Below are 21,954 nucleotides of genomic sequence, written 5' to 3' on the forward strand. Positions count from 1 at the left end.
CCGGGGGAGGGCAAGTGTCCGCCGAACACGCCCTAACCCAGGTGCGTACCGGCGATGATCCGGTCCACCAGGTCGGGCCGGTAGCCCGGCTGGCGGATCTCCATGTACACGGTCGTGGGCTCGCCCGGCTCGTGCACGGCGGCGCTGCTCAGCGACCCGTTGCCGTGGCACTCGGGCCAGTCCCACACCGTGCCCTCCCAGGCCCCGGTGTCCAGCGGGCGCTCCTCGGGAGGGTCTCCGCACGGTTCGGCGCCGGCGATCCCGCTCAGGTCGGCGGGGCCGCTCACCACGGTCGCGTACACACCGTAGGCCGTCTCCCGGGTGGAGTCCCAGTCCTCGGCGTCGGTCGCCACCAGCAGCCCCGGGCCCGCCCCGGCCGCGGCCGCCGCTGGGAGGGCCTCCTGTGCGGTGTGGATCTCGTGGGCCCACACCGACGGCACCTCCAGGTAGACCCCCTGCGCGGCGTCGTGCACGGTGGTCAGGGACACCCCCGGCCTGCCCAGGGACCCCGAGAGGCCGGCTCCCATCAGCACCAGCGCCCCCGCCAGGGCCGCCGCCCGGCGCCAGGGCATGCGGAACCGCTGCCACCACGGCACGGCCGCCTTGGGCAGGTCGGGCGCCATACGGATGGTTCTGACCCGGTCGGTGAAGGTTTTGGCGTCCGCCGGACGGCTTTCCCGGTCCACCGAAAGCGCCGACAGGATGAGCTCGTCGAGCGCGGGGGGCAGACCTGGCCGGATCTGGCCAGGGGCCACCTTCACCGGCGGACGCGAGGGCGGGCGTCCGGTGATGAGCTCGTAGGCCACCGCGCCCAGCGAGTACACGTCGGACCGGACGTCCAGGTCACCGCCGGGAATGCTCTGCTCGGGGGACATGTAGCCGGGGGTCCCGGCCGCCGCGGTGAACCCCGACGCCTCGTCGATCGACTTGGCGAACCCCAGGTCCGCCACCAGCACCCGCTGCCCCACGGGCGACGACTGGAGCAGCACGTTCGACGGCTTGATGTCGCGGTGGATCGTGCCGTGGTTGTGCAGCACCGTGATGCCCTGGCCGATCTCGGTCAACAGCCGCAGGGCCTCGTCCAGGGGCAGCGTGCCCCGGTGGATGAGGTCGGCGACGCTGCCCTGGTCGGCGTAGGTCATCACCATGTAGGGCCGGCCGTCCGGGAGCACGTCCACGTCGTGCACCGCCACCAGCCACGTGGAGTCGGTCTGGCGCAGGATGCGCGCCTCCTCCAGGAAGCGGTGCTGGATGTCCATCTGGTGCGCCCAGTTCTCGGCGAGTACCTTGATGGCCACCGAGTAGTTCAGCAGGTCGTCCTGCGCCAACCAGACCGTGGCGAAGGAACCCGACCCAAGGCGCCGGATGACGCGGTAGCGCCCGAAGGCCTCAGGTTGGCTCATCTCCGCCTCGGTCTGTCAGGGGTGAACACGCGGTCGTTGCCCACTAATACACCATCTGTACCTTCACATTGCCTCCCGCCGATATGATCCCCTCTCCGGGTGGCGCCGATCCCCTCCGGCCGTGGACACTGGAGGGGGCCCGAAGGGCTCCGCGCAGTGCGCGGCGGCGAGGGCCACGATTTTTCGCGAGTGCGGATCCGGACCGGGGCCGTAGACGTCCCAGTGACGTGTGACCCTCGAACGCAAGGGGCGCACCCGCGTCCGCAGCGGACGGCCGGATGTCTGCCGTCAGTCAGGGAGAGACCAGACATGCGCAGTAGTGACCACGCAGACCACGAGGAGAGCCCCGCGCCGCGGCGTCGGGTGGCGAGCAACGTCGACGAGGAGCTGGAGGACCTCGCGCGCCGGGCCAAGGCCGGGGACGCCATGGCCCTGGACGACCTGCTCCGGCGGATCCAGCCCGAGGTGCTGCGCCGCTGCGCCCGCTTCCTGCCCTACCGGCAGGACGCCGAGGAGGCGTGCCAGGACGCGCTGCTGCGCGTGGCGCGCAAGATCGACAGCTTCAAGGGCGACTCCCTGTTCACCACGTGGCTGTACACCGTGGTGTCCAACTCCGCCCGGCAGACCTACCGCTCCATGAAGCGGCGCTCGGCGGAGTTCCCCACCGAGGCCGAGCGCATGCCCCACCAGAGCGACCCCCGCACCACCAGCGTCATCGCCGGTTCCCGCATCGACCTGCTGGAGGCCCTCGACCAGCTGGAGAAGGACCGCCCCAACCTGGTGGCACCCCTGGTCCTGCGCGACCTGTGCCAGATGGACTACAACGAGATCGCCTCCGAGCTCAACCTGGCCCTGGGCACCGTCAAGTCCCGCATCCACCAGGGACGCAAGCACGTGCGCAAATCCCTGGCCGTGACGTAGCCCCCTTCGGGCGAACTACGCTGGAGGCATCCCCGTCGGCACATCCTTTCCAGCGGTGTGCTGTTCCAGATCCAGCTCTGAGAGGTTTCGCCAATGGGGCTTCGTGACCCCCTGTACTGGCTCTACGAGCGGCGCCTGGAGCGTCGGCTGACCAGTCAGGAGATCCCCCGCCACGTCGGTGTCGCCATGGACGGCAACCGCCGCTGGGCCAAGGTGAGCGGGCTCGGCGCGGCCGAGCAGGGCCACCAGGCGGGCGCGAACAAGATCTTCGAACTGCTGCGCTGGTGCGACGAGGTCGGCGTGCAGGTGGTCACACTCTGGATGCTGTCCACCGACAACCTCAGCCGGGACGAGTCCGAGCTGGGCCCGCTGGTGCGCATCATCGAGCAGACCATCGCCCGGCTTCGCGGGGAGGGGTGGAACACGCGCCCCGTGGGGGCCCTCGACATCCTGCCCGCGTCCACCGCCCAGGCGCTCAAGGAGGCGGAGACGGCCACATCCGGTAACCCCGGGCTGGTTGTCAACGTCGCCGTCGGGTATGGAGGTAGACGTGAGATCGCTGATGCGGTTCGGTCCCTCCTCCAAGCGGAGGCGGCCAAGGGCACCGGTATCCAGGAGCTTGCCGAGCGCCTGGACATCGAGGACATCGCACGGCATCTCTACACGCGCGGTCAGCCCGACCCCGACCTGCTCATCCGTACGTCGGGGGAGCAGCGCCTGTCCGGCTTCATGCTGTGGCAGAGCGTGCACTCGGAGTTCTACTTCTGCGAGGTCTACTGGCCTGCCTTCCGCAGGGTGGACTTCCTGCGTGCACTGCGCTCGTACGGCGCGCGCAACCGCCGCTACGGATCCTGATCCCCCCGAGCCCGACCCCTTAACGCGGAGTTCACCGCGCGGAGGGAGAGGTCCCTTGGAAACGGGAGCACGGACGCGTAGCGTCGGAAGTAGCGGGTGGCGTTCGTCCACCCGTTCGGGAGGCCCCGTCTCATTGATCTCCTCCGCCATCGCGGAACGTCAACGAGGAGGGCCGGACCCGGCCCTCGCGGGCCAAGTCCCGGTCCTCCATGATCCCGTGACAGTAGGGCGCCCCAGCGGTGCCCAAGGGGAGAACGAGTGGCTAGTTCCTCGACCGATCGCCGTGACACCCAGTCCCCCGACCCCCGTACGGAGGTAGGCCAGGACGCACGCGTCTACGTGCTCGACACCAGTGTCCTGCTCGCCGACCCGGCCGCCCTGAGCCGGTTCGCCGAGCACGAGGTCGTCATCCCCGTGGTGGTGATCACCGAACTGGAGAGCAAGCGTCACCACCCCGAACTCGGGTACTTCGCTCGTCACGCGCTGCGCCGCCTGGACGACCTGCGGGTCGCCCACGGCCGTCTGGACGCCCCGGTACCGGTGAACGAAGTCGGCGGCACGCTGCGGGTGGAACTCAACCACAGCGATCCGCAGATCCTGCCGGCGGGCTTCCGGCTCGGCGACAACGACACCCGGATCCTCACCGTGGCCCGCAACCTCCAGGAGGAGGGCGGGGACGTCGTGCTGGTGAGCAAGGACCTCCCGATGCGGATCAAGGCGTCCTCCATCGGGCTGGCCGCCGACGAGTACCGGGCCGAACTGGCCATCGAGCACGGCTGGACGGGCATGGCCGAGCTGGACGTGCCCGCGCACCAGATCGGCGAGCTGTTCACCAGCGGCGAGAGCGACATCGACGCGGCCCGCGACCTCCCCTGCCACACCGGACTGGTGCTGGTCTCCGAGCGGGGCAAGGCGCTCGGCCGGGTCCAGCCCGACAAGTCGGTGAGGCTGGTGCGCGGCGACCGCGACGTGTTCGGCCTGCACGGCCGCAGCGCCGAACAGCGCGTCGCCCTGGACCTGCTCACCGACCCCGACGTGGGCATCGTCTCCCTGGGCGGGCGCGCGGGCACCGGCAAGTCGGCGCTGGCGCTGTGCGCCGGTCTGGAGGCCGTCCTGGAGCGCCGCCAGCACCGCAAGGTGATGGTGTTCCGGCCGCTGTACGCGGTCGGCGGCCAGGAGTTGGGCTACCTGCCCGGGACCGAGAACGACAAGATGACCCCGTGGGGCCAGGCGGTGCACGACACCCTGTCCGCGGTGACCAGCGAGGAGGTCATCGAGGAGATCGTGGACCGGGGGATGCTGGAGGTCCTCCCGCTCACCCACATCCGCGGCCGGTCGCTGCACGACGCGTTCGTGATCGTGGACGAGGCCCAGTCCCTGGAGCGCAACGTCCTGCTCACCGTGCTCTCCCGCCTCGGCCAGAACTCGCGGGTGGTGCTCACCCACGACATCGCCCAGCGCGACAACCTGCGCGTGGGCCGCCACGACGGTGTGGTCGCGGTGATCGAGAAGCTCAAGGGCCACCCCCTGTTCGCGCACGTCACCCTGACCCGGTCCGAGCGGTCGCCGATCGCCGCCCTGGTCACGGAGATGCTGGAGAACTGACGCGGTACCGCGGCGGGCCCGTCGGTGTGACGGGCCCGCCGCCCCCGTGGAGCCCCGGCGGGTTTCCGGTCCGCGCTCCACGGGTGCGCGGTCGGGTCGCCGGTGTCCATGACGACGTGGTCATAGTCGGCCCGCGCTCCACGGGTGCGCGGTCGGGTCCCTCAGCGCATCCCCGCCACCAGGCGGCCCAGGCGCCTCAGCCGTTCCAGGCTCGCCTCGTAGCGGGCGCCGATCACCAGCAGCAGCACACCCGCCACGGCGAACGGCACCCAGTTCGGCACCAGGCGGGTCAGGTCCCACAGGGGCGGCCCGAACGCCCGCAGCGAGGTCGCCACCAGCACCAGCCCGCCCGTCACCAGGGCCGCCTGGAGCCGTCCGCGCAGCCCCCACACGGTCACCGCGAGGCCCAGTACCAGCACGGCGGGCACCCGCCACACCATGCCGTCCTCCGCCAGCACCAGCACGACGGTGGGCAGGAACAGCAGCGCCAGGCCGCCGCCGTGGGCGGCCCAGCTCGACGGCGGTACGGCTGCCCTGCGGCTCCACTCCCAGCCCACGGCCAGCGCCGCGAGGGCGGGCGGCACCGTGTACGCCTCGGGCACGGCCACGTCCCACGCCGAGAGCACCGTCCACAGCGCCGCCAGCATCAGCAGCGCGCCCACCGGCGCGAACCAGCGCCGCCCGGGCCGCGCGGCGGTCGCCAGCGCGACGACCCCGACCACCGCCAGCGCCAACGCGACCAGTTCCGGCCGCGCCCCCGCCGCCGCGGTGACTCCCAGCGAGACCGCAGCCCACACCCAGGCGGGGGCCTCCGTCGCCGGTAGCAGCGGTCCGCGCAGGCGCGGCGCGGCCACGGCCACCGCGGCGACCATCGCGATCGGCGCCAGCGCCGCGTACTCCACCGGAGCCCCCAGCAGCAGGGGCAGCGCCAGCGCGAACCCGCCCGTCGCCGCCGTCGCCACCGCCGTGGCGCCGACCGCCGCGACGGCGGTCCGGGCCAGGGCCGCGACCACCGCGGCGACCACCGCGACCCCCATCAGGGCGCCCGTGGTCGTGTGCGCCTGGACCAGCGCCCAGCCCGCGCCGAGCAGCAGGGTGAGGAGGGCGGTCAGGCCCGCCAGCCAGCCGAGCCGCCCGTTGCGGGTCAGCGCCGACCACAGCGCCAGGGCCGAACCCACCGCGAACACCCACAGCAGGGCGCCGAGGAACGGCGCGTCCAGGACCAGGGGCAGCGCGACGAGTGAGGGCGGCGCGGCGAGAACCGCCGCGGCCGCCGTCCGCCCGCGGTCGAGCAGGGTGACCAGGGCCACCGCCGCCGCACCGGCCAGCAGCATCCCGGCCGCCGTGCCGAAGGCCTCCGCCGGGCCCGCCACGCCGTGCAGCCCCAGGACGGAGTGGGTCGGGTCGCCCAGTGCCCGCACGGGCGCCGTCCACGGCCCGTACGCGCCGGACAGCAGCGGCAGACCGGGGCCGTGCCCGCGTCCGACCAGCAGCGGGGCGGACGCGAGCAGGAGCAGGCCGACCATGGTGAAGACCGGCCGGGGGTCGCCCCCGGCACCGCCCGCGGACGGGAGGGGGGTCCGCCCGAGCACCACCGCGTTCGCCCCGGCCAGCAGCGCGCAGGCGGCCAGCAGCCACCACGCCGCAGGCGGCACGGTGTCCGAGATCACGAGGCCGAGCCCGAAGAACGCGCCGGTCAGCAGGGCCAGCGCCCACAGGAGCAGGCCCGTCGCGTAGAGCGCCGCGGGGCGGCCGGAGCGGGCGTACAGGAGCAGCGCGACCAGGGCGGTCGCTTCCACGAACACGAGGGCGGCCAGGGAGGTGTACTGGTCCGGAAGCGACCACAGGCCACCGGTGAGCAGGGTCAGGGTTCCGGTGAGCGCGGGCACCCAGGAGCCGGGCCGACGCGGCGCCAGGGCCGTGGCCAGGACCAGCGCGGCGCCGACCAGGAGGGCGCACACCACCGCCGCCGCGTGCGGCGGGTCCAGCAGGTGCACGGCCGTCAGCAGCGCCGGAGGAGCGGTCAGGGCGGCGGCGGGCACCAGCGCCCGGCGGCGCAGCAGGAACACCGCGCCCAGGGAGAGCACGGCGCAGACGAGCACGGCGAGCAGCGGGAACCCGGCGTCCGCGGGGGCCGTCGTCGGCAGACCCAGCACGCTGGACACCGGTGCGGTCGCGGGGCCGCCGTTCCACGGGGGCAGGGGCGCCCTGGGCAGTGCGGGCAGGTGCGCGGGTCCGGCGGCCAGCGGGGCCGCCCCCAGGACCAGCAGGGCGATGACCGCGGGGACCCGGGGGGTTCCCGCGCTGTCCGTGCCGCCCGGCGCCGCGGGGCCGGGCGGGCCGCCCGGGCCGCCCACCGGACCGGGACCCGCCGGGACCCGGTGCAGCGGGTCCCTGGCCAGCAGCAGACCGGTCACGCCCGACAGCAGCAGGACGGCGGCCACGAACCACCAGGCTCCGACGCGGTCGGCGCCCGCGGCGGAGGCGGCGAGGGCGAACGCCGTGTACAGCAGCGCCAGGACCGTGGTCAGCACCCACAGTACGGTCGCGCTGACCCGGAGGGCGCGCACGGGGACGCCCGCGCGGGGCCGTCCGAACCAGAGGGCCAGGAGCAGGTCGGCGAGCCCGGTCGCGGCCAGGACGGGCAGCGCCCAGGACCAGAGGCCGGGGGAGCCGGACGCCGCCACCAGCAGGACGGGCACCGGTTGCAGGAGCAGGACGGCCAGGACGCGCGGCGTCCGCAGCGGTACGAGCAGCGGATAGGACGCCAGCAGCGCGCCGATGACGACCAGCGCGATCGCGGTGTAGCCGGGCCCGCTCCCGATCTGCTCCGACGCCAGCAGCCACAGCGCGAGTGCGTCGACGCACAGCAGCGCGGCGGCCAGGCAGCCGAAGGTCTCCGCGGTCGCCCTGAGACCGCGCCGGTGCAGCGGCAGGGCCAGGACGGCGAAGGCCGCCGTGGTGAGGCCGAGGACCCCGGCACGGGCGCCGGTGCCCATGTCGCTCCACGTCCAGACGGCGAAGACCAGGGCCGCGATGCCGACGAGAACGCCGCCCAGCCCGAGGATGACGTTCTGCGCCGAGCGGCGGGTGACCTCCCCGGGCGGCCCGGACGGAAGCCGTGAGGACTGCGGCTGCCCAGCCGGTACCCGTTCGGCCGGGGCCTGTGCGTAGGGGTTCTGCCCGACCGGTGCCTGCGAGCCGGACATCGCCCCGGCCGGGGGTTGCCCGTGCGCGTGGGCTCCCTGGCCGCCGGGGGGCGCGTCACCGGGCGGGACGGCCGGTCCCGGCGCGTGACCGGAAGCCCGACCCGGAACCCGCGGCGGCTCCCCGTCCGCGGAGCCGGGAACGGCTCGGGCCGGGGGCGCGCCTCGGCCAGACTCCTCGCGCAGCAGTGCCATGACGGCGGCGCGTTCCTCGCGCAGGTGCCGCTCGCGGCTGTTGAGCAGCGCGATCTCGGTGTCGATGTGCCACAGGCGCTGGGCGGTGGCGCCGACGAGCAGGAGCCCGCACCGCTGGCAGGTCCGGGGCGGCGTGGGTAGCGGGGCGCGGCAGTCCGGGCACCTGAGCCGTGGGCCCGCGGGGGACGGCGGGGATCCGTGGACGTTCATGGCGCCATCCTGGCCCCCGCGGCCGCCCGCGCACATCCGTACGGGTACTCAGGAACACCGTTCCCGGTGACCTCCGTCTCGCTCCGGGAGGTGCGGAGACCCCCGCCACAGCACCGGGAGGGCTTGACCTCTTCTTGACGCTGCGTATCGATGGGCAGGTCAAAGCACCGCATTGCGGATGCATTCCGTGATGTGACCCAAGACATAGTAAATCTGGCGTTACTTCATCGTGACGATGATGCAGGCTGAACCCGCTGCACGAACATCCCCTCCCACGTGGGAACCCGCGCCGCGGTCGGTCGAACGGCTACCCCTTCCCTCGCGCGCAACACCCCGGGCCACGTGGTCAGCGGCGGCGAACTCTCACACACGCGGACCCCGTGGGGCGCGTGTGCGTCTACGCGAAAGGGCGATTTTGCTACTCAACCTCATCTCACTGCGACATGCGGGCGCCGTCGGCGCCGCGACCCTCGTCGCCGGCGGCACCTTCTCGGTCGCCGCGTTCGCCCAGAGCGACGCGGCCGACCCGAGCCAGCTCGCCTCCGCCGCGGTGGTCCCCGGCCAGCAGTCGGCGGCGGGCGGCGACGGCGGGTCCGACCGGCCCGAGGACTTCTTCGCCGCGCAGTCCGAGCAGAGCGACCAGGAGCGCCAGACCCAGCGCGAGGAGAGCATGGAGCAGGCCAGGGCGGCCGTCGACGAGGCCGTCCGCGCCGACAGCGGGACGGCCAGCGACATCGCCGAGCCCGAACCCGAACCCGAGGAGGAGCCCGAGGCCGACACCTCCGGCGGTTCCGACTCCTCCGGCGGCGGATCCGCCGCGTCGGCCCCCTCCGGCGACCCCAAGGACATCGCGCTCCAGATGGTCCTCGACGAGGGCTGGGCCGCCAGCGAGTTCCACGACTGTCTGGAGCCGCTGTGGGAGAAGGAGAGCAACTGGAACCACACGGCCGAGAACCCCAGTTCGGGCGCCTACGGCATCCCGCAGTCCCTGCCGGGCGACAAGATGGCCTCCCACGGCTCCGACTGGCGGACCAACCCGGCCACGCAGATCGCCTGGGGCATCGACTACATCAAGGACCGCTACGGAAACCCCTGCGGCGCCTGGTCCCACTCCCAGGCCAACAACTGGTATTAATAGGGCTTTCCCTGCCAATAACCCCCTCTTGGGAAAGGCAATCGTGCTAATCAACCGAATGTCGCTGCGTAGTACGGCGGCGGTCGGTGCGGCGACCCTCGTCGCGGGTGCGACCTTCGCCGTCACCGCGTTCGCGGATGACGAGATCGATCCGGACACTGTGGCCAGCGCCGCCATTCCGGATGCCGAGGAATCCACCGCCGACACCGAAGCCGGGGAGGAGCAGTTCTTCTCCGAGCAGTTGTCCCAGGAAGAACTCCAGACCCTGCGCAGCCAGGCTCAGGAGCAGCGTGACGCGGCCCTCACCGAAGGGGTCCTGACGGCCCAGGTCGAGGGAAGCGACATCGAGGAGGAGGAAGAAGAGGAAGAGGAGGAGGAGACTCCCGTCTTCACCGGTGACCCCAAGGGCATCGCCCTCCAGATGGTCACCGACCAGGGCTGGGCCGCCAGCGAGTTCCACGACTGCCTCGAACCCCTGTGGCAGAAGGAGAGCAACTGGAACCCCAGCGCGCAGAACCCCAGCTCGGGCGCCTACGGCATTCCGCAGTCCCTGCCGGGCGACAAGATGGCCACCCACGGCGACGACTGGCAGACCAACCCGGCCACGCAGATCGCCTGGGGCATCGACTACATCAAGGGCCGCTACGGCACTCCCTGTGAGGCCTGGGCCCACTCCCAGTCCGTCGGCTGGTACTGATCCGCCGGGGCGCCCCTGTCGGCGGGCGCCGCCTCCGGCGCACACGCGAGGCGCGGGGGCCGTTCCCTTCCGGAACGGCCCCCGTCGTGTCGGACCCGCCGCGGTCGGCGGGCGGCGCGCTCACAGCAGCGGGTCGAACGACTCCATGACGTCCTCGGGCAGGTCGTCGTAGTAGTCGGCGTCCTCGCGCGGAACGTTCACGCTGACCAGGTAGAACACCCGGTCTCCCTCGTGCTCGGTGCTGACCGCGTAGGCCCAGAAGCGCCGTTCCTGACTCGCCCAGGTCTCGTTGACGAAGTCCGACTCCACCAGGGCGACGTCCCAGCCCTCCTCGAAGTCGCCGTCGTCGAACTCCTCCAGCTCCAGCTGCGTGTAGCCGGTGGTGACGTCACCCTCGACCCGCGTCCCGCCGTTGGTGTCCTCCAGGTACTCGGCGCTCGTCCCGGTGAACTCCTGCTCGGTCCAGCCGGTCACCCACACCTGGTGGTCGCCGCCCGGCGCGACGAACACCGCCAGCGTGTTCTCGATCTCGCTGTCGTCCACCTGCCACCCGGCCGGGTGGTCCACGTGGAACCACTGCGAGCGGAAGGTCTCCAGATCGTCGTAGGACGGCGGCTCCCCGTCCTCGTCCCCGCTCCCGGTCGTGCCGCCCTCGCCCCGGCCCTCACCGCCGCTGCCGCTGCCGGCAGCGCCCTCGTCCCCGCCGACGGAGGCGGAGGGCTCCGCCGGGGGCCTCGCGCCCTCGGACGCCGACAGCGTCTCGGAGGCGCCGCCCTCGACCTCGGCTCCGGTGAACAGGGTGGCGCCGACCACGGCCACACCGCCGATCAGCGCCAGGACCACCACCGCGGCTCCCACGCCGACGAGGAGCCTGGTGTTCCCCGAGCCCGAGCCCGAGCCCGGACGCGCGCCGCCGTGTCCGCCCGAGTGGAGCGCGGCACCGGGACCCCCGGGTCCGCCCGGGCCGCGGCCCGTACCGCCGTGGCCGCCTCCCGCGGAGTGCGGCGGCCGGTGCTGGTGGACCGTGCGGTGCCCGTGCGCGAAGGGCGTCGCGGGCGTCACCGGGGCGGCCGGTCCGCCCCGCGGCGGGCGCGGCCCCGTCACCGGGCCCTGCGGCAGCGGGGCCCGTGTGTGGGGGTAACCGCCCAGCGGCCCCGTGCCGGGTCGGCCGCCGCTCGGCGCCTGGTGGGGACTCCGCGGGCCGCTGACCCCGGGGGCCGCGTGCGGGCCGCTGCCGAAGGCCGGGGCGCCGCCTCCGGACGCCCCCGCGGCTCCCGCCGCGCCGAACGCCCCCGCGCCCGCCACTCCGAAGCCGCCGCTGTCGTCACCGCCCGCGTTCGGCCCGCCGCGCCCGCGCAGCAGCGCCAGCGCCCCGTCCGCGTCCAGCCTGCGGTTCGGATCGCGCTCCAGCAGGCCGGAGATGAGCGGCTCCAACCACCCGGCGCGCGTCATCGGCGGCAGCGGCGCGGACATCACCGCCGCGATCGCCGCGGTGATGCTGTCGCGGCGGAACGGGGAGGCGCCCTCGACCGCCGCGAACAGGGTCACGCCGATGCTCCACAGGTCGCCCCGGTGCTCGGCCGGGCCGCCCGCCAGCCGCTCGGGCGGCATGTACTCGGGCGAGCCGATCAGCGCGCCGGTGCGGGTGATGCTCGGCCCGCCCTCCATCGTCGCGATGCCGAAGTCGGTGAGGATCACCCGGCCGTCCAGGGACGTCATGATGTTGCCCGGCTTGATGTCGCGGTGCAGGACCCCGGCCGCGTTCGCGGCCCGCACGGCGCGCAGCAGCGACTCGGCGATCTCCGCGACCTCGTCCGGGGGCAGGGCGCCCCGCTCGTCGAGCCGGTCCTGGAGGGAGCCGCCCTCGACCAGCTCCATGACCACCCACGGGTTGCCGTCGTACTCGAAGACGTCGTGGATGGTGATCACCGTGGGGTGGCTGATCCGCGCGGCGGAGCGCGCCTCGCGCCGGACCCGGCCGTGGGCGTCCGCGCGCTCGGCGTCGGTGAAGTGGTCGGGAAGCAGCACCTGCTTGATCGCCACGTCGCGGTCCAGCGTCGGGTCGAAGGCCTGCCAGACCACCCCCATACCGCCGCGGCCGAGTTCACGGCGCAGGACGTAGCGGTCCGCGACGACGCGTTCACTGTCGCTGTTGCTCGACATGTACTGCCCTCTCGAAGGCGGGCTTCCAAGGTGCTCGTTCAAGAATGTCGGACGCCTCCCGCGCCCGGAAGGTTCCTGGTCCGGCCCTTCACGGCCGGGTGAGACACGACCGGGACCCGTGCGCACCGTGCGCCCCGCCCGGCACACGACCGCCCGGCCCGGCACGCGGAAGGGGCACCCCGCACGCGGGGTGCCCCGTGGCGGAACGGGTCCGGACTACCGGGAGTTGGTCATCCGCAGTACGTCGAGGGCCTCGTCCAGCTGCGCCTCGGTGAGCTTGCCGTCCTGGACGTAGCCGCGCTCGATGACCACCTCGCGGATGGTCTTCTTCTCCTTCAGCGACTGCTTGGCGACCTTGGAGGCCTCCTCGTAGCCGATGTAGCGGTTGAGCGGGGTCACGATCGACGGCGAGGACTCGGCGTAGACGCGGCACTGCTCGGCGTTGGCCTCGATGCCGGCCACGCAGCGGTCCGCGAACACGCGCGAGACGTTGGAGAGCAGGCGGATGGACTCCAGCACGTTGCGGGCGATCATCGGCAGCTGCACGTTCAGCTCGAAGTTGCCGCTCGCGCCGCCGAAGGCCACCGCGGCGTCGTTGCCGACGACCTGCGAGGTCACCTGGAGCACGGCCTCGCACAGGACCGGGTTGACCTTGCCCGGCATGATCGAGGAGCCGGGCTGGAGGTCGGGCAGGAGGATCTCGCCCAGGCCCGTGGTCGGGCCCGAGCCCATCCAGCGGATGTCGTTGGCGATCTTGGCGAAGCCGACCGCGATGGTCCGCAGCTGGCCGGACAGCTCCACCAGGCCGTCGCGGGCGCCCTGCGCCTCGAAGTGGTCGCGGGCCTCGGTCAGCGGCAGGCCGGTGTGCTCGGCGATCTCGGCGATGACCCGGGCGGAGAAGCCCTCGGGGGTGTTGATGCCGGTGCCCACGGCGGTGCCGCCCAGCGGCAGCTCGGCCACGCGCGGCAGGACGGCCTCCAGGCGCTCCACGCCGTAGCGCACCTGGGCGGCGTACCCGGCGAACTCCTGGCCCAGGGTGACCGGGGTGGCGTCCATGAGGTGGGTGCGGCCGCTCTTGACCACGGAGGCGAACTCGGCGGCCTTGGCGCCGAGCGCCTCCTCCAGGTGCCGCAGCGCCGGGACCAGGTCGTTCTGGACGGCGGAGGTGGCGGCGATGTGGATGGAGGAGGGGAACACGTCGTTGGAGGACTGCGACGCGTTGACGTGGTCGTTGGGGTGCACGGGGGCCCCGAGGCGCTCGGTGGCCAGCGTCGCCACGACCTCGTTGGTGTTCATGTTGCTGGAGGTGCCCGAGCCGGTCTGGAAGACGTCGATCGGGAACTCGTCGTTCCACTTGCCCTCGGCGACCTCCAGGGCGGCCTCCCGGATCGCCTTGCCCAGGTCGTCGCTGATGACGCCGAGCTCGGCGTTGACCTTGGCCGCGGCGGCCTTGATCTGGCCGAGGGCGGCGATGTGCGCGCCCTCCAGGCCCTGGCCGGAGATCGGGAAGTTCTCGACGGCACGCTGCGTCTGGGCCCTCCACTTGGCCTCGGCCGGAACCCTGACCTCACCCATCGAGTCGTGCTCGATACGGAACTCGCTCATTGCAACCCAACTCTCCCTGGGAAAACCTGTGAGCCCCAGATTGCCAGACGCACCGGAGCACACCGCCACCTCACCCGGGGTTGGCGGTGTTGCGCGCGTCATGTTGACACCGCCGCCGCCCTCCGCGATCGGTCGGCGGTCCTCGCAGGTCGGCGCGGTCAGGCCCCGATACCGCGTCGGCGATCGCGGCGGCGCCAGCCCAGGAGGCGGCGCCTCCTCGGGGCGCGCACGCGCACCACGCCGAACAGGGAGAACCCGTCGATCTCCAGCACCGGGGGATGGGACAGCTCGGAGCGGCGCGCGGTGGTGGTGCGCCTGCCCAGGAACGACCAGCCGGTCAGCCGCACCTCGACGCCCTCGGGGACGTCGATCTCCACGCGGCCCAGGACGGCGGTCACGGTCATGCGGTGGTGGTTGTGCATCAGGAGCGCCTCGCGCATGTCCACCTCGACCCTGCCGATCAGCGCCACGGCCAGCTCGTCGGGATAGGCCACCCAGCGGCCCCTGCGCTCCGCCCTGCCGAACAGGCCGAGGACGGGTTGGCGGTCCAGGCGGATGGGCTGCTGCTCCGCGGGGAGGAGGTCGGCGGTGATCCCGGGCAGCTCGCCCAGGGTCCGGGCCTCGTGCGCGAGGGAGGAGCGCTCCTCGAACTCCTCCAGGTCCAGACGCCCGTCGGCGGCGGCCTCGCGCAGGACCCGCAGGACCCGTTCGCGGTCGGTGTTGGAGGCGCGGAGCCGATCGGGGGACACTTCCTCACTCACACCGCCCAGACTAGGCGAAACCCCGGGTCGGCCGCCCGTCCGGGGAGTACCGCGCGTCGGAGCGTCCGGGGAGCGCTCCGCGTCCACCCGCGCGGGGCCGCGGGAGGACTCCGGCCGGGAGCGCCGCGTTCCGGCCCGACCGGAAGGCACGGCGGACCGGACCCGGGCGGGGCGGAGAGCCCTCAGGCCTTCGCCCCGCCAGCCGTCACAGGTCCATCAGCGCCCGCCTGGCGACCGCGTCGGAGGCGGCGGCCAGCGGCCGGACCGCCACCCTGACCAGTGCGCGGGCGTTGTCGTCGCCCGCCACGCGGTTGGAGCCGAGCTCACCGCACCGCACGCAGCGGTGGACGATCATCCACTCCCCGTCCGGTCGCGCCGCCATGCTCAGCGCGTCCATCGCGCCCCGACAGCCGGACGCGCGGTCGCCGGGGATCCGCCGGTCCACGTGCAGACTGGTCAGGCAGTGCGGACAGTGGTTGCGGTGGGCCGTCCCCGGCGCGCGGGCCGGGATCTCCAGACGGCACCGCACACAGCGGAACGAACCCGCGCCGCCCGCCTCGCCGTGGGCGTGCAGCACGGTCTTGGGGCGCTGGGGACGCCTGGTGACACGGGTGTTGCGTCGGCCCACGCTCACACCTCCCCGAACAGGTCGAGCGGGAAGGGCGGTTCGGCCAGCGGCCGGACCGCGATCCGCATGAGGACGAGGTGGTTGTCGTCCGGTGAGACGGCGCTCTCGGACATCTCGTCGCACACGCCGCAGCGGTGGATGAGCGTCCAGGAGCCGCCGCGCGGGACCGCGACCGAGATCGGGGCCATGCGCCCGCCGCAGTCGGAGGCGCCGCCCCCGACCCGGTCCAGGACGTGGCGTGAGCTCAGGCAGCTCGGGCAGTGGTCGCGCGGTTCCCCGTCGGGGCCGAGACGGGACGCGGACAGGCCGCAGCGCACGCAGGCGAAGGCGCCGGTGCGCGTGGCGGAGCGGTGGCCGGAACGGCCGGAGGAATCGGTGGTGGACACCCGGAGGTACTCCTTGCTGGAAAAGGGTGGTGAACAGCAGGGAGCAGGCCGAGCGCTTCTCGACGGAAAGGGGCGTGGCCGCCTCAGGTACCCGGGGCCCGGGTACGGCGGTGGCACGCGTGACTGTGAGGCGCGCTCGGCGCGTTCCGGGGCATACTCACCCTTCTCCGTCCGGAGTCGTCCTCCGGATTCTCGTTGCCTACGGGTCCGGAGGACGATCGTAGGCGGGAGCCCCGGCCGGGACAACGGGTTTTCCGCCGTTCGGACCGCCTCGCGGGGCCCGCACGGCCCGCAGCGCCGCGGCGGGAGGGTTTCCACAGCCGGAGAAACCCGCTGGAAATCCCTCGCCCCCGCTGTCTACGGTTGTGTTCATGACCACACCTGTCCCCGGTCGCCGTCCGTCCGGGAGCGCGACCATGGACGCCGGTGACACACCGTCCGTCCCCGCCCTGCGACTCCGGGGAGTCGTCAAGCGCTTCGGTTCGCTCACCGCCGTCGACGGGCTCGACCTGGAGGTCCCGCAAGGCGTCGTCCTGGGCCTGCTCGGGCCCAACGGCGCGGGCAAGTCGACCACCATGAAGATGCTCACCGCCCAGTCCCTCGCCGACGAGGGCGAGATCCGCGTCCTCGGCCACGCCATCCCCGACGAGTCCAAGTGGGCCCGGGCCCGCATGGGCGTCGTGCCCCAACACGACAACCTCGACGAGGAGCTCACCGTCGAGCAGAACCTGCGGATGTTCTCCTACCTGTACCGGGTGCCGCGCCGCCGACGCCGCGAGGCCGTCGCCCGGACCATGCGGCTGGCCCAGCTCGCCGACCGGGGCGCGACCCTCGTCGACGACCTGTCCGGGGGCATGCGCCGCCGCCTGCTCATCGTCCGCGCCCTGCTGCACCGGCCCGAACTCGTCCTCATGGACGAGCCCACCGTGGGCCTGGACCCGCAGGTGCGCCAGGACCTGTGGAGCGTCATCTCCGCGCTGCGCGCCGAGGGCGTCACCGTGCTGATGTCCACCCACTACATCGAGGAGGCCGAACGCCTCTCCGACGAGGTGGCGCTCATGGCTGCGGGCAGGATCGTCGAGCGCGGAGCCCCCGCCGACCTCGTCGCCCGGTACGCGGGGACCACCGTGGAGGAGTACACCCCGGGTGAGGAGGGCGTCGACGGACTCGAAAGCCTCGTCCACGGCCACGGCTTCACCACCCGGCGCACCGGCACCACCGTGTCGGTCCTGCGCGCCGAGGAGCTGCCCGACTCCCTGCGCGACCGGCTGGGCGCGCCGCTGCGCCGGGTGAGCACCCTGGAGGACGTCTTCGTGGCCCTGACCGGGGAGAGTGTGGAGTGACGGACCAGACGCGGCAGGCCCGGGAGGACGCCCGGCCCGAGATCCACGCCCGCCCCGGCCGGTTGGAGGCCGACGCGGTGATGGGCGTCGTCGCCCGCGAGTGGATCCTGTACGGCCAGTCCTGGCGGGCGACCACCTTCGCGGCGGTGGTCGAGCCCACCCTCTACCTGCTCTGCTTCGGCTTCGGCATGGGCGCCCTCATCGGCACCCTCGCCGGGTACAGCTACATCGACTTCCTCGGCACGGGCATCGTGGCGGTGTCGGTGCTGTTCCAGTCGATGATGCCCGGGGTCATCAACACCTTCATCAAGAGACGCTTCCTGCACACCTACGAGGGCATCCTCGCCGCCCCCGTGGACGTGCGCGAACTCGTCACCGGCGAGGCGCTGTGGCTGGCGATGCGCTCGGGCGTGTACGGGTGCGTCCCGCTGCTCGTCGCGGTCGGGTTCGGGCTGCGCCCCGGCCCCGGTTTGCTGCTCGTGCCGCTCATCGCCTTCCTGTCCGGGTTCGCCTTCGCCCTCTTCGGGATCTGGATCTCCGCCCTGATCAACTCGGTGCGGTCCATGGACTACGTGTTCAGCGGCCTGTTCACCCCGCTGTTCCTGGTGGCGGGCACGTTCTTCCCGCTCACCGAGCTGCCCGACTGGGTGCGGAACGCGGCCATGGTCAACCCGCTCTACCACTCGGTCGAGCTGATCCGCGGGGTGGTCTTCGGCAACCTCGGGGCCGGACCGGCGCTGTTCCACCTCGGAGTGCTGCTGGTGTTCGTGGTTCTCATGTGGTTCCTGGCGTGCGCCCGGATGAGACGCCGCGTGGTCGGCTGAAGCCCCCCGCACGCGCGGACGGCGCGAGTCCGTTCCCTCGTGGAACACCAGCCACGCGGTGGAAGCCCCCGCACACGCGGACGGCGCAGGGGGAGCACCCTCCCCCCGCGCCGTCCGCGCATCGGCACCCCGTGCGGCTACTCGCCGCCGCTGGGCGACCAGCGCAGCTCCACGCTGCTGCGCTGCCCCTCCTCGGTGACGCTCAGCGCCAGGCCCACGGCGCCCCACTGACCGGGGGCCTCGACCTCGCTCTCGGTCAGCACCTGGCGCAGGTCCATGTACCCGGCCATCACCGCCGAGTCCATCTCCTGCATGGTCTGCTGGAAGACCGGGTCGTCGCCCAGGCGCCCGGTGGCGCTGCTGCCCTGGGACACCACCACGGCGTCGCCGTCGGTGCTCACACCCGGCGGGGTGCTGTAGGAGTCGACGACCGCGCCCTCGACGAAGTCGCTCAGGATCTGCTCGTCACCTCCCACCGCGCGGTACTGGAAGGACGCCTCACCGCCGCCGCCGTAGGCGGACCCGAAGAAGCCCTCCAGGTTCATGTCGGTGACACCGAACGCGGTCGAGGAGCCCAGCAGCTGGGTGAACCCCTCCGGCAGCGGGGCGCCCATCGAGTTGAACTGGCGCTCCATCTCCTGCATCTGGCCGCTGCTCGTCATGAACGGGATCGAGTCGCTCTCGTAGGCGTCGGTCAGCGCCGTGTCCAGGCCGCTGGCGCCCAGGGCCATGACCGTGCTCTCGGGCAGCGACTCCATCGCCGCCACGCTCGCCCCCGGCGTCTCGGCCAGCCACGCCAGGTCGGTGCCGTCCACCGTGAGGGCGAAGACGTCCGTGCGCGCCTCCAGGTACTCGCCGTCCACCCGCAGGGACGCGGTCATCCGGCCGCTCAGCTCACCGGTCTCGGCGGCCAGGTCGGCCTCGAACTCCCGGGCGAACTCCTCGACCTCCATCAGGCTCGCGAGGTCCGCCCACCCCGCGGCCAGACTGCCGCTGGGCACGTCGTCCATGTCACCGGAGAAGGTGTCGGCGTCGGCCAGGGGGCCGTGCTCGTCCACCTGCGCGTGCAGGTCGGCCAGCGCCGCGTCGGAGGTGGTGAGGAGCGCGAAGTCGTCGATCACCTCGAAGTAGAGGTCGTCGTACTCGCCGCTGAGCCGCTCCAGGTCCTCCTGGGCGAGCCGCTCGTCCTCCACCGCGAGCGCGAACGCCCCGGCCACACCGGCGCCCTCGCCCAGCTCGGCCTCACCGCTGGCGGGCCACATCGCGAAGCCCACGCGCTGGCCGATCCACTCCTCGACGTCGGACTGCTGCGCCTCGGGGAAGGCGGCCACGAAACCCTCGGCGACCAGCCCCGTCATGTCGCCGTCGGGCTCGTCCATCTCGGCGGTGACCTCATCGGGGAGCCGCTCCACGAACCGCAGCAGCTCCATGGCCTGGGAGCCGTCGATCGACAGGTCGATCTTGCCGAACGCGAGCGCGCTGCCCGGGAGCACGTCCTCGGGCTGGGGGCCGCCGAAGCTGACCAGCGAGACGGTGGCCCACACCGTGCCGCCCATGAGGAGGAGCGCGGTGCCCGCGGCGGCCGGGATCAGCCAGCGCCTGTTGCGGCCTCCGCCGGAGGGCGGCACCTGTCCGCCGGAGTACTGGCCACCGGGGAAGGGGCCCGCGGGCGGCGGACCGCCGGGCGCGCCGCCGCCGAAGCCCGCGGGGGGCTGGCCGGGAGCCTGGGGCGGAGGGTAGCCCTGCCCGGGCTGCTGGTGCTGCCACTGGGGCTGCTGTGGGGGATCGGGGTAGGACATCAAACCTCCGGCGGGGAATTCTCGGCGCGTGCACCGCGCAACCAACGCCGGGTCTGATGCCGCGTCGACCCGGTGTGGTTCGCGCCCCGCGCCTTTTTCGGTCGGCCGGTGGGGAAGGGGCCCGGTGTCCCGTACCGGCCGGGACGGGACACCGGGGTGGAGCTCTCCGCGGAGGTCTTCCGGTGGGGGTGTGACGGCCCTAGGCAGTGTTTTTTTGGGCCTCCGCTTCGCTTCAGCCCGTGTTCGGGCGCCCGGAGAACGGGAACCTTCGGCGCCTACGGTGGGACGGCTCGTTCCTCGCAGTCCCACCTCCGGCACCTCCAGAACCCCGTGGGCGCCCGAACCAACCCCCCACAGCTGAGAACGGTTCAGAAAACAGACCCTAGGCCGACTCGGGCTCCTCACCCCGGTAGGGGGCCGAGGTCAGGTCGACACCGCTGTAGGAGGCCAGCTTGCCCAGGCGGTGCTCGCTGAGCACCTGGCGGACGGTGCCGCTGCGGCCGCGCATGACCAGGGAGTCGGTGACGACCCGCGCGGACTCGTAGCGGACGCCGCCGACCAGCTCCCCGTCGGTGATGCCGGTCGCGGCGAAGAACACGTCGTCGGACGAGACCAGGTCGTCGGTGCGCAGCACGCGGTCCAGGTCGTGCCCGGCGTCGAGCGCCTTGCGGCGCTCCTCCTCGTCCTTGGGCCACAGGCGGCCCTGGATGACACCGTCCAGGCACTTCATCGCGCACGCGGTGATGATGCCCTCGGGGGTGCCGCCGATGCCCAGCAGCAGGTCCACGCCGGTCCCCGCGCGGGCCGCCATGATCGCTCCGGCCACGTCGCCGTCGCTGATGAACTTGATCCGGGCGCCCGCGTCGCGCACGTCCTGCACGATCTGCTTGTGGCGGGGGCGGTCCAGGATGACGACGGTCACGTCCTGCGGCGACTTGCCCTTGGCGCGGGCCACGGCCCGGACGTTGTCGGCCACGGGAGCGGCGATGTCCACCACGTCGGCGGCCTCGGGGCCCGTGGCGAGCTTCTCCATGTAGAACACCGCGGAGGGGTCGAACATGGTGTTGCGCGGACTCATCGCGATCACCGACACGGCGTTGGGCATGCCCATGGCGGTCAGGGTGGTGCCGTCGATCGGGTCGACCGCCACGTCCCAGTCCTGGCCGCCGCCGTCGCCGACCCGCTCGCCGTTGTAGAGCATCGGGGCGTTGTCCTTCTCGCCCTCGCCGATCACCACGGTCCCGTTCATGGACACGGTGCTGATCATGTGCCGCATGCCGCGCACCGCGGCGCCGTCCGCCCCGATCTTGTCGCCCTTGCCCACCCAGCGGGCCGCGGCGAGCGCCGCGGTCTCGGTGACGCGCACCAGCTCCAGCGCGAGGTTGCGATCCGGGGCCTTGTGCGGGCTGCTGGACTGCGACATGGACACACCTTCCGTCGGGAGAACAGGTCGGGGGCAGGTCTTAGGGTAGTCACCCGAAGTGACACCCGCGGGGTCACGGGTACCCCTCGGGGCGGTCCCGGGCGGACGGGGACGGACTACTCTGGCGTGACCCGGACTGGAGTGAGGCGTGACAGTGGACAAGACGGACAAGCCCGCGAGGGTCTCCCCGCGCGGCGCGGCCACCCGCGGCGCCCTGCTCAAGGCGGCCTCCCAGGTCTTTCGCACGGTGGGCTTCGCCAAGGCCGGGGTGAGCGAGGTCGTCGCCGTGGCCGGGGCCAGCGTCGGCAGCCTGTACCACCACTTCAGCGGCAAGGCCGACCTCTACCTCGCCCTGTACGAGGAGTTCCAGCAGCGCCAGCAGGACCGCACCCACCAGGCGGTCGTGCGGGCCCGCTCCGAGGGGGAGAAGGACCCCACGCGGCTGATGAACATCGCCGCCCGCGCCTACCTGCTCGGGTGCATCGAGGAGAGGGAGACCACACGGCTGTTCTTCAGCGGTGACGGCCCTCCCGGCTTCGACTACCAGCTGCGGGCCCGGCTCACCCAGTGGACCGACCGCAACGTGGCGCTGTTCCGCAAGGCCGACGAGCCCGTGGACGAGGCCCTGCTCATCGTCGTGAGCGGCGCGATGCTGCTGGCGGTGGCCGAGGTGGTCCAGCGCGAGGACGCCGAGGCCCGCCGACTCGCCGACGACATCACCGGCCTGCTCACCCAGCTCGAACCCCGGCGCTAAGCACACCCCGGGTCGGCGGGGCCCCGGACCTGCGGCAAGCT

The 21,954-nt window shown here is 72.9% G+C and carries 17 protein-coding genes; 8 read left to right on the top strand and 9 right to left on the bottom strand.

Translation table 11 applies throughout. The features are described from left to right. Nucleotides 1-32: 32 nt before the first annotated feature. Nucleotides 33-1,403 carry a serine/threonine-protein kinase gene (locus ACSTA4_RS04355; protein ID WP_444962495.1) on the bottom strand — a complete coding sequence of 457 codons (1,371 nt, stop codon included), beginning with the start codon at nucleotides 1,401-1,403 and terminating at the stop codon, nucleotides 33-35. A 309-nt stretch (nucleotides 1,404-1,712) separates the two neighbouring features. Here ACSTA4_RS04355 and ACSTA4_RS04360 point away from each other — a divergent pair, with 309 nt between their 5' ends. The 3 genes from ACSTA4_RS04360 (at nucleotide 1,713) to ACSTA4_RS04370 (ending at nucleotide 4,784) form a co-directional block, all read left to right on the top strand. Beyond that, nucleotides 1,713-2,324, top strand: a complete 612-nt coding sequence (locus ACSTA4_RS04360) for an RNA polymerase sigma factor (RefSeq protein WP_212641485.1) — start codon at nucleotides 1,713-1,715, stop codon at nucleotides 2,322-2,324. A gap of 93 nt (nucleotides 2,325-2,417) precedes the next feature. Further along, nucleotides 2,418-3,179 carry an isoprenyl transferase gene (locus tag ACSTA4_RS04365; RefSeq protein WP_444962496.1) on the top strand — a complete coding sequence of 254 codons (762 nt, stop codon included), beginning with the start codon at nucleotides 2,418-2,420 and terminating at the stop codon, nucleotides 3,177-3,179. Nucleotides 3,180-3,437: 258 nt separating this feature from the next. After that, nucleotides 3,438-4,784: a PhoH family protein gene (locus tag ACSTA4_RS04370; protein ID WP_444962497.1), complete on the top strand. Its 1,347-nt coding sequence runs from the start codon at nucleotides 3,438-3,440 to the stop codon at nucleotides 4,782-4,784. Nucleotides 4,785-4,945: 161 nt separating this feature from the next. Here the strand turns inward: ACSTA4_RS04370 and ACSTA4_RS04375 are convergent, their stop codons facing one another. Next, nucleotides 4,946-8,395 (bottom strand): SCO7613 C-terminal domain-containing membrane protein, encoded by a 3,450-nt coding sequence (locus ACSTA4_RS04375; protein WP_444962498.1) that lies wholly within the window; start codon nucleotides 8,393-8,395, stop codon nucleotides 4,946-4,948. 415 nt (nucleotides 8,396-8,810) lie between these two features. On the opposite strand from ACSTA4_RS04375, the gene ACSTA4_RS04380 reads away from it, so the two are divergent. Continuing rightward, nucleotides 8,811-9,530 (top strand): lytic transglycosylase domain-containing protein, encoded by a 720-nt coding sequence (locus ACSTA4_RS04380; protein WP_444962499.1) that lies wholly within the window; start codon nucleotides 8,811-8,813, stop codon nucleotides 9,528-9,530. A 58-nt stretch (nucleotides 9,531-9,588) separates the two neighbouring features. Further along, on the top strand, nucleotides 9,589-10,227 hold the full coding sequence (locus tag ACSTA4_RS04385; RefSeq protein ID WP_444962500.1) for a transglycosylase SLT domain-containing protein: 639 nt from the start codon (nucleotides 9,589-9,591) through the stop codon (nucleotides 10,225-10,227). 120 nt (nucleotides 10,228-10,347) lie between these two features. Here the strand turns inward: ACSTA4_RS04385 and ACSTA4_RS04390 are convergent, their stop codons facing one another. The 5 genes from ACSTA4_RS04390 to ACSTA4_RS04410 all read right to left on the bottom strand — a co-directional run bounded on the left by ACSTA4_RS04390 (nucleotide 10,348) and on the right by ACSTA4_RS04410 (nucleotide 15,770). After that, nucleotides 10,348-12,390 (bottom strand): protein kinase domain-containing protein, encoded by a 2,043-nt coding sequence (locus ACSTA4_RS04390; RefSeq protein ID WP_444962501.1) that lies wholly within the window; start codon nucleotides 12,388-12,390, stop codon nucleotides 10,348-10,350. A 216-nt stretch (nucleotides 12,391-12,606) separates the two neighbouring features. After that, the gene (locus ACSTA4_RS04395; protein ID WP_444962502.1) at nucleotides 12,607-13,995 is read right to left on the bottom strand and encodes a class II fumarate hydratase; all 1,389 of its coding nucleotides are present in this window, start codon (nucleotides 13,993-13,995) and stop codon (nucleotides 12,607-12,609) included. A gap of 158 nt (nucleotides 13,996-14,153) precedes the next feature. Further along, nucleotides 14,154-14,744, bottom strand: a complete 591-nt coding sequence (locus tag ACSTA4_RS04400; RefSeq protein ID WP_444964094.1) for a DUF1707 SHOCT-like domain-containing protein — start codon at nucleotides 14,742-14,744, stop codon at nucleotides 14,154-14,156. Between the two features lie 217 nt (nucleotides 14,745-14,961). Beyond that, the gene (locus ACSTA4_RS04405; protein WP_444962503.1) at nucleotides 14,962-15,390 is read right to left on the bottom strand and encodes an RNHCP domain-containing protein; all 429 of its coding nucleotides are present in this window, start codon (nucleotides 15,388-15,390) and stop codon (nucleotides 14,962-14,964) included. Continuing rightward, nucleotides 15,387-15,770, bottom strand: a complete 384-nt coding sequence (locus ACSTA4_RS04410) for an RNHCP domain-containing protein (protein WP_444962504.1) — start codon at nucleotides 15,768-15,770, stop codon at nucleotides 15,387-15,389. Before ACSTA4_RS04410 ends, ACSTA4_RS04405 begins: the two co-directional genes overlap by 4 nt. A 416-nt stretch (nucleotides 15,771-16,186) precedes the next feature. Here ACSTA4_RS04410 and ACSTA4_RS04415 point away from each other — a divergent pair, with 416 nt between their 5' ends. Beyond that, nucleotides 16,187-17,113: an ABC transporter ATP-binding protein gene (locus tag ACSTA4_RS04415; protein ID WP_444964095.1), complete on the top strand. Its 927-nt coding sequence runs from the start codon at nucleotides 16,187-16,189 to the stop codon at nucleotides 17,111-17,113. Further along, nucleotides 17,110-17,937, top strand: a complete 828-nt coding sequence (locus ACSTA4_RS04420; RefSeq protein ID WP_248773420.1) for an ABC transporter permease — start codon at nucleotides 17,110-17,112, stop codon at nucleotides 17,935-17,937. Before ACSTA4_RS04415 ends, ACSTA4_RS04420 begins: the two co-directional genes overlap by 4 nt. A gap of 137 nt (nucleotides 17,938-18,074) precedes the next feature. Here ACSTA4_RS04420 and ACSTA4_RS04425 read toward each other — a convergent pair whose 3' ends face one another. Both ACSTA4_RS04425 and glpX read right to left on the bottom strand, forming a co-directional pair. Beyond that, entirely contained in the window at nucleotides 18,075-19,736 is a 1,662-nt protein-coding gene (locus ACSTA4_RS04425) for a hypothetical protein (protein ID WP_444962505.1), read from the bottom strand. A 382-nt stretch (nucleotides 19,737-20,118) separates the two neighbouring features. Then, a complete protein-coding gene (gene glpX / locus ACSTA4_RS04430; RefSeq protein WP_248773422.1) occupies nucleotides 20,119-21,159 on the bottom strand; it encodes a class II fructose-bisphosphatase in 1,041 nt (346 codons plus the stop codon). Nucleotides 21,160-21,313: 154 nt separating this feature from the next. Here glpX and ACSTA4_RS04435 point away from each other — a divergent pair, with 154 nt between their 5' ends. Beyond that, the gene (locus ACSTA4_RS04435) at nucleotides 21,314-21,913 is read left to right on the top strand and encodes a TetR/AcrR family transcriptional regulator (RefSeq protein ID WP_047867871.1); all 600 of its coding nucleotides are present in this window, start codon (nucleotides 21,314-21,316) and stop codon (nucleotides 21,911-21,913) included. Nucleotides 21,914-21,954: the final 41 nt, after the last annotated feature.

The sequence above is a fragment of the Nocardiopsis sp. M1B1 genome (assembly GCF_052466615.1).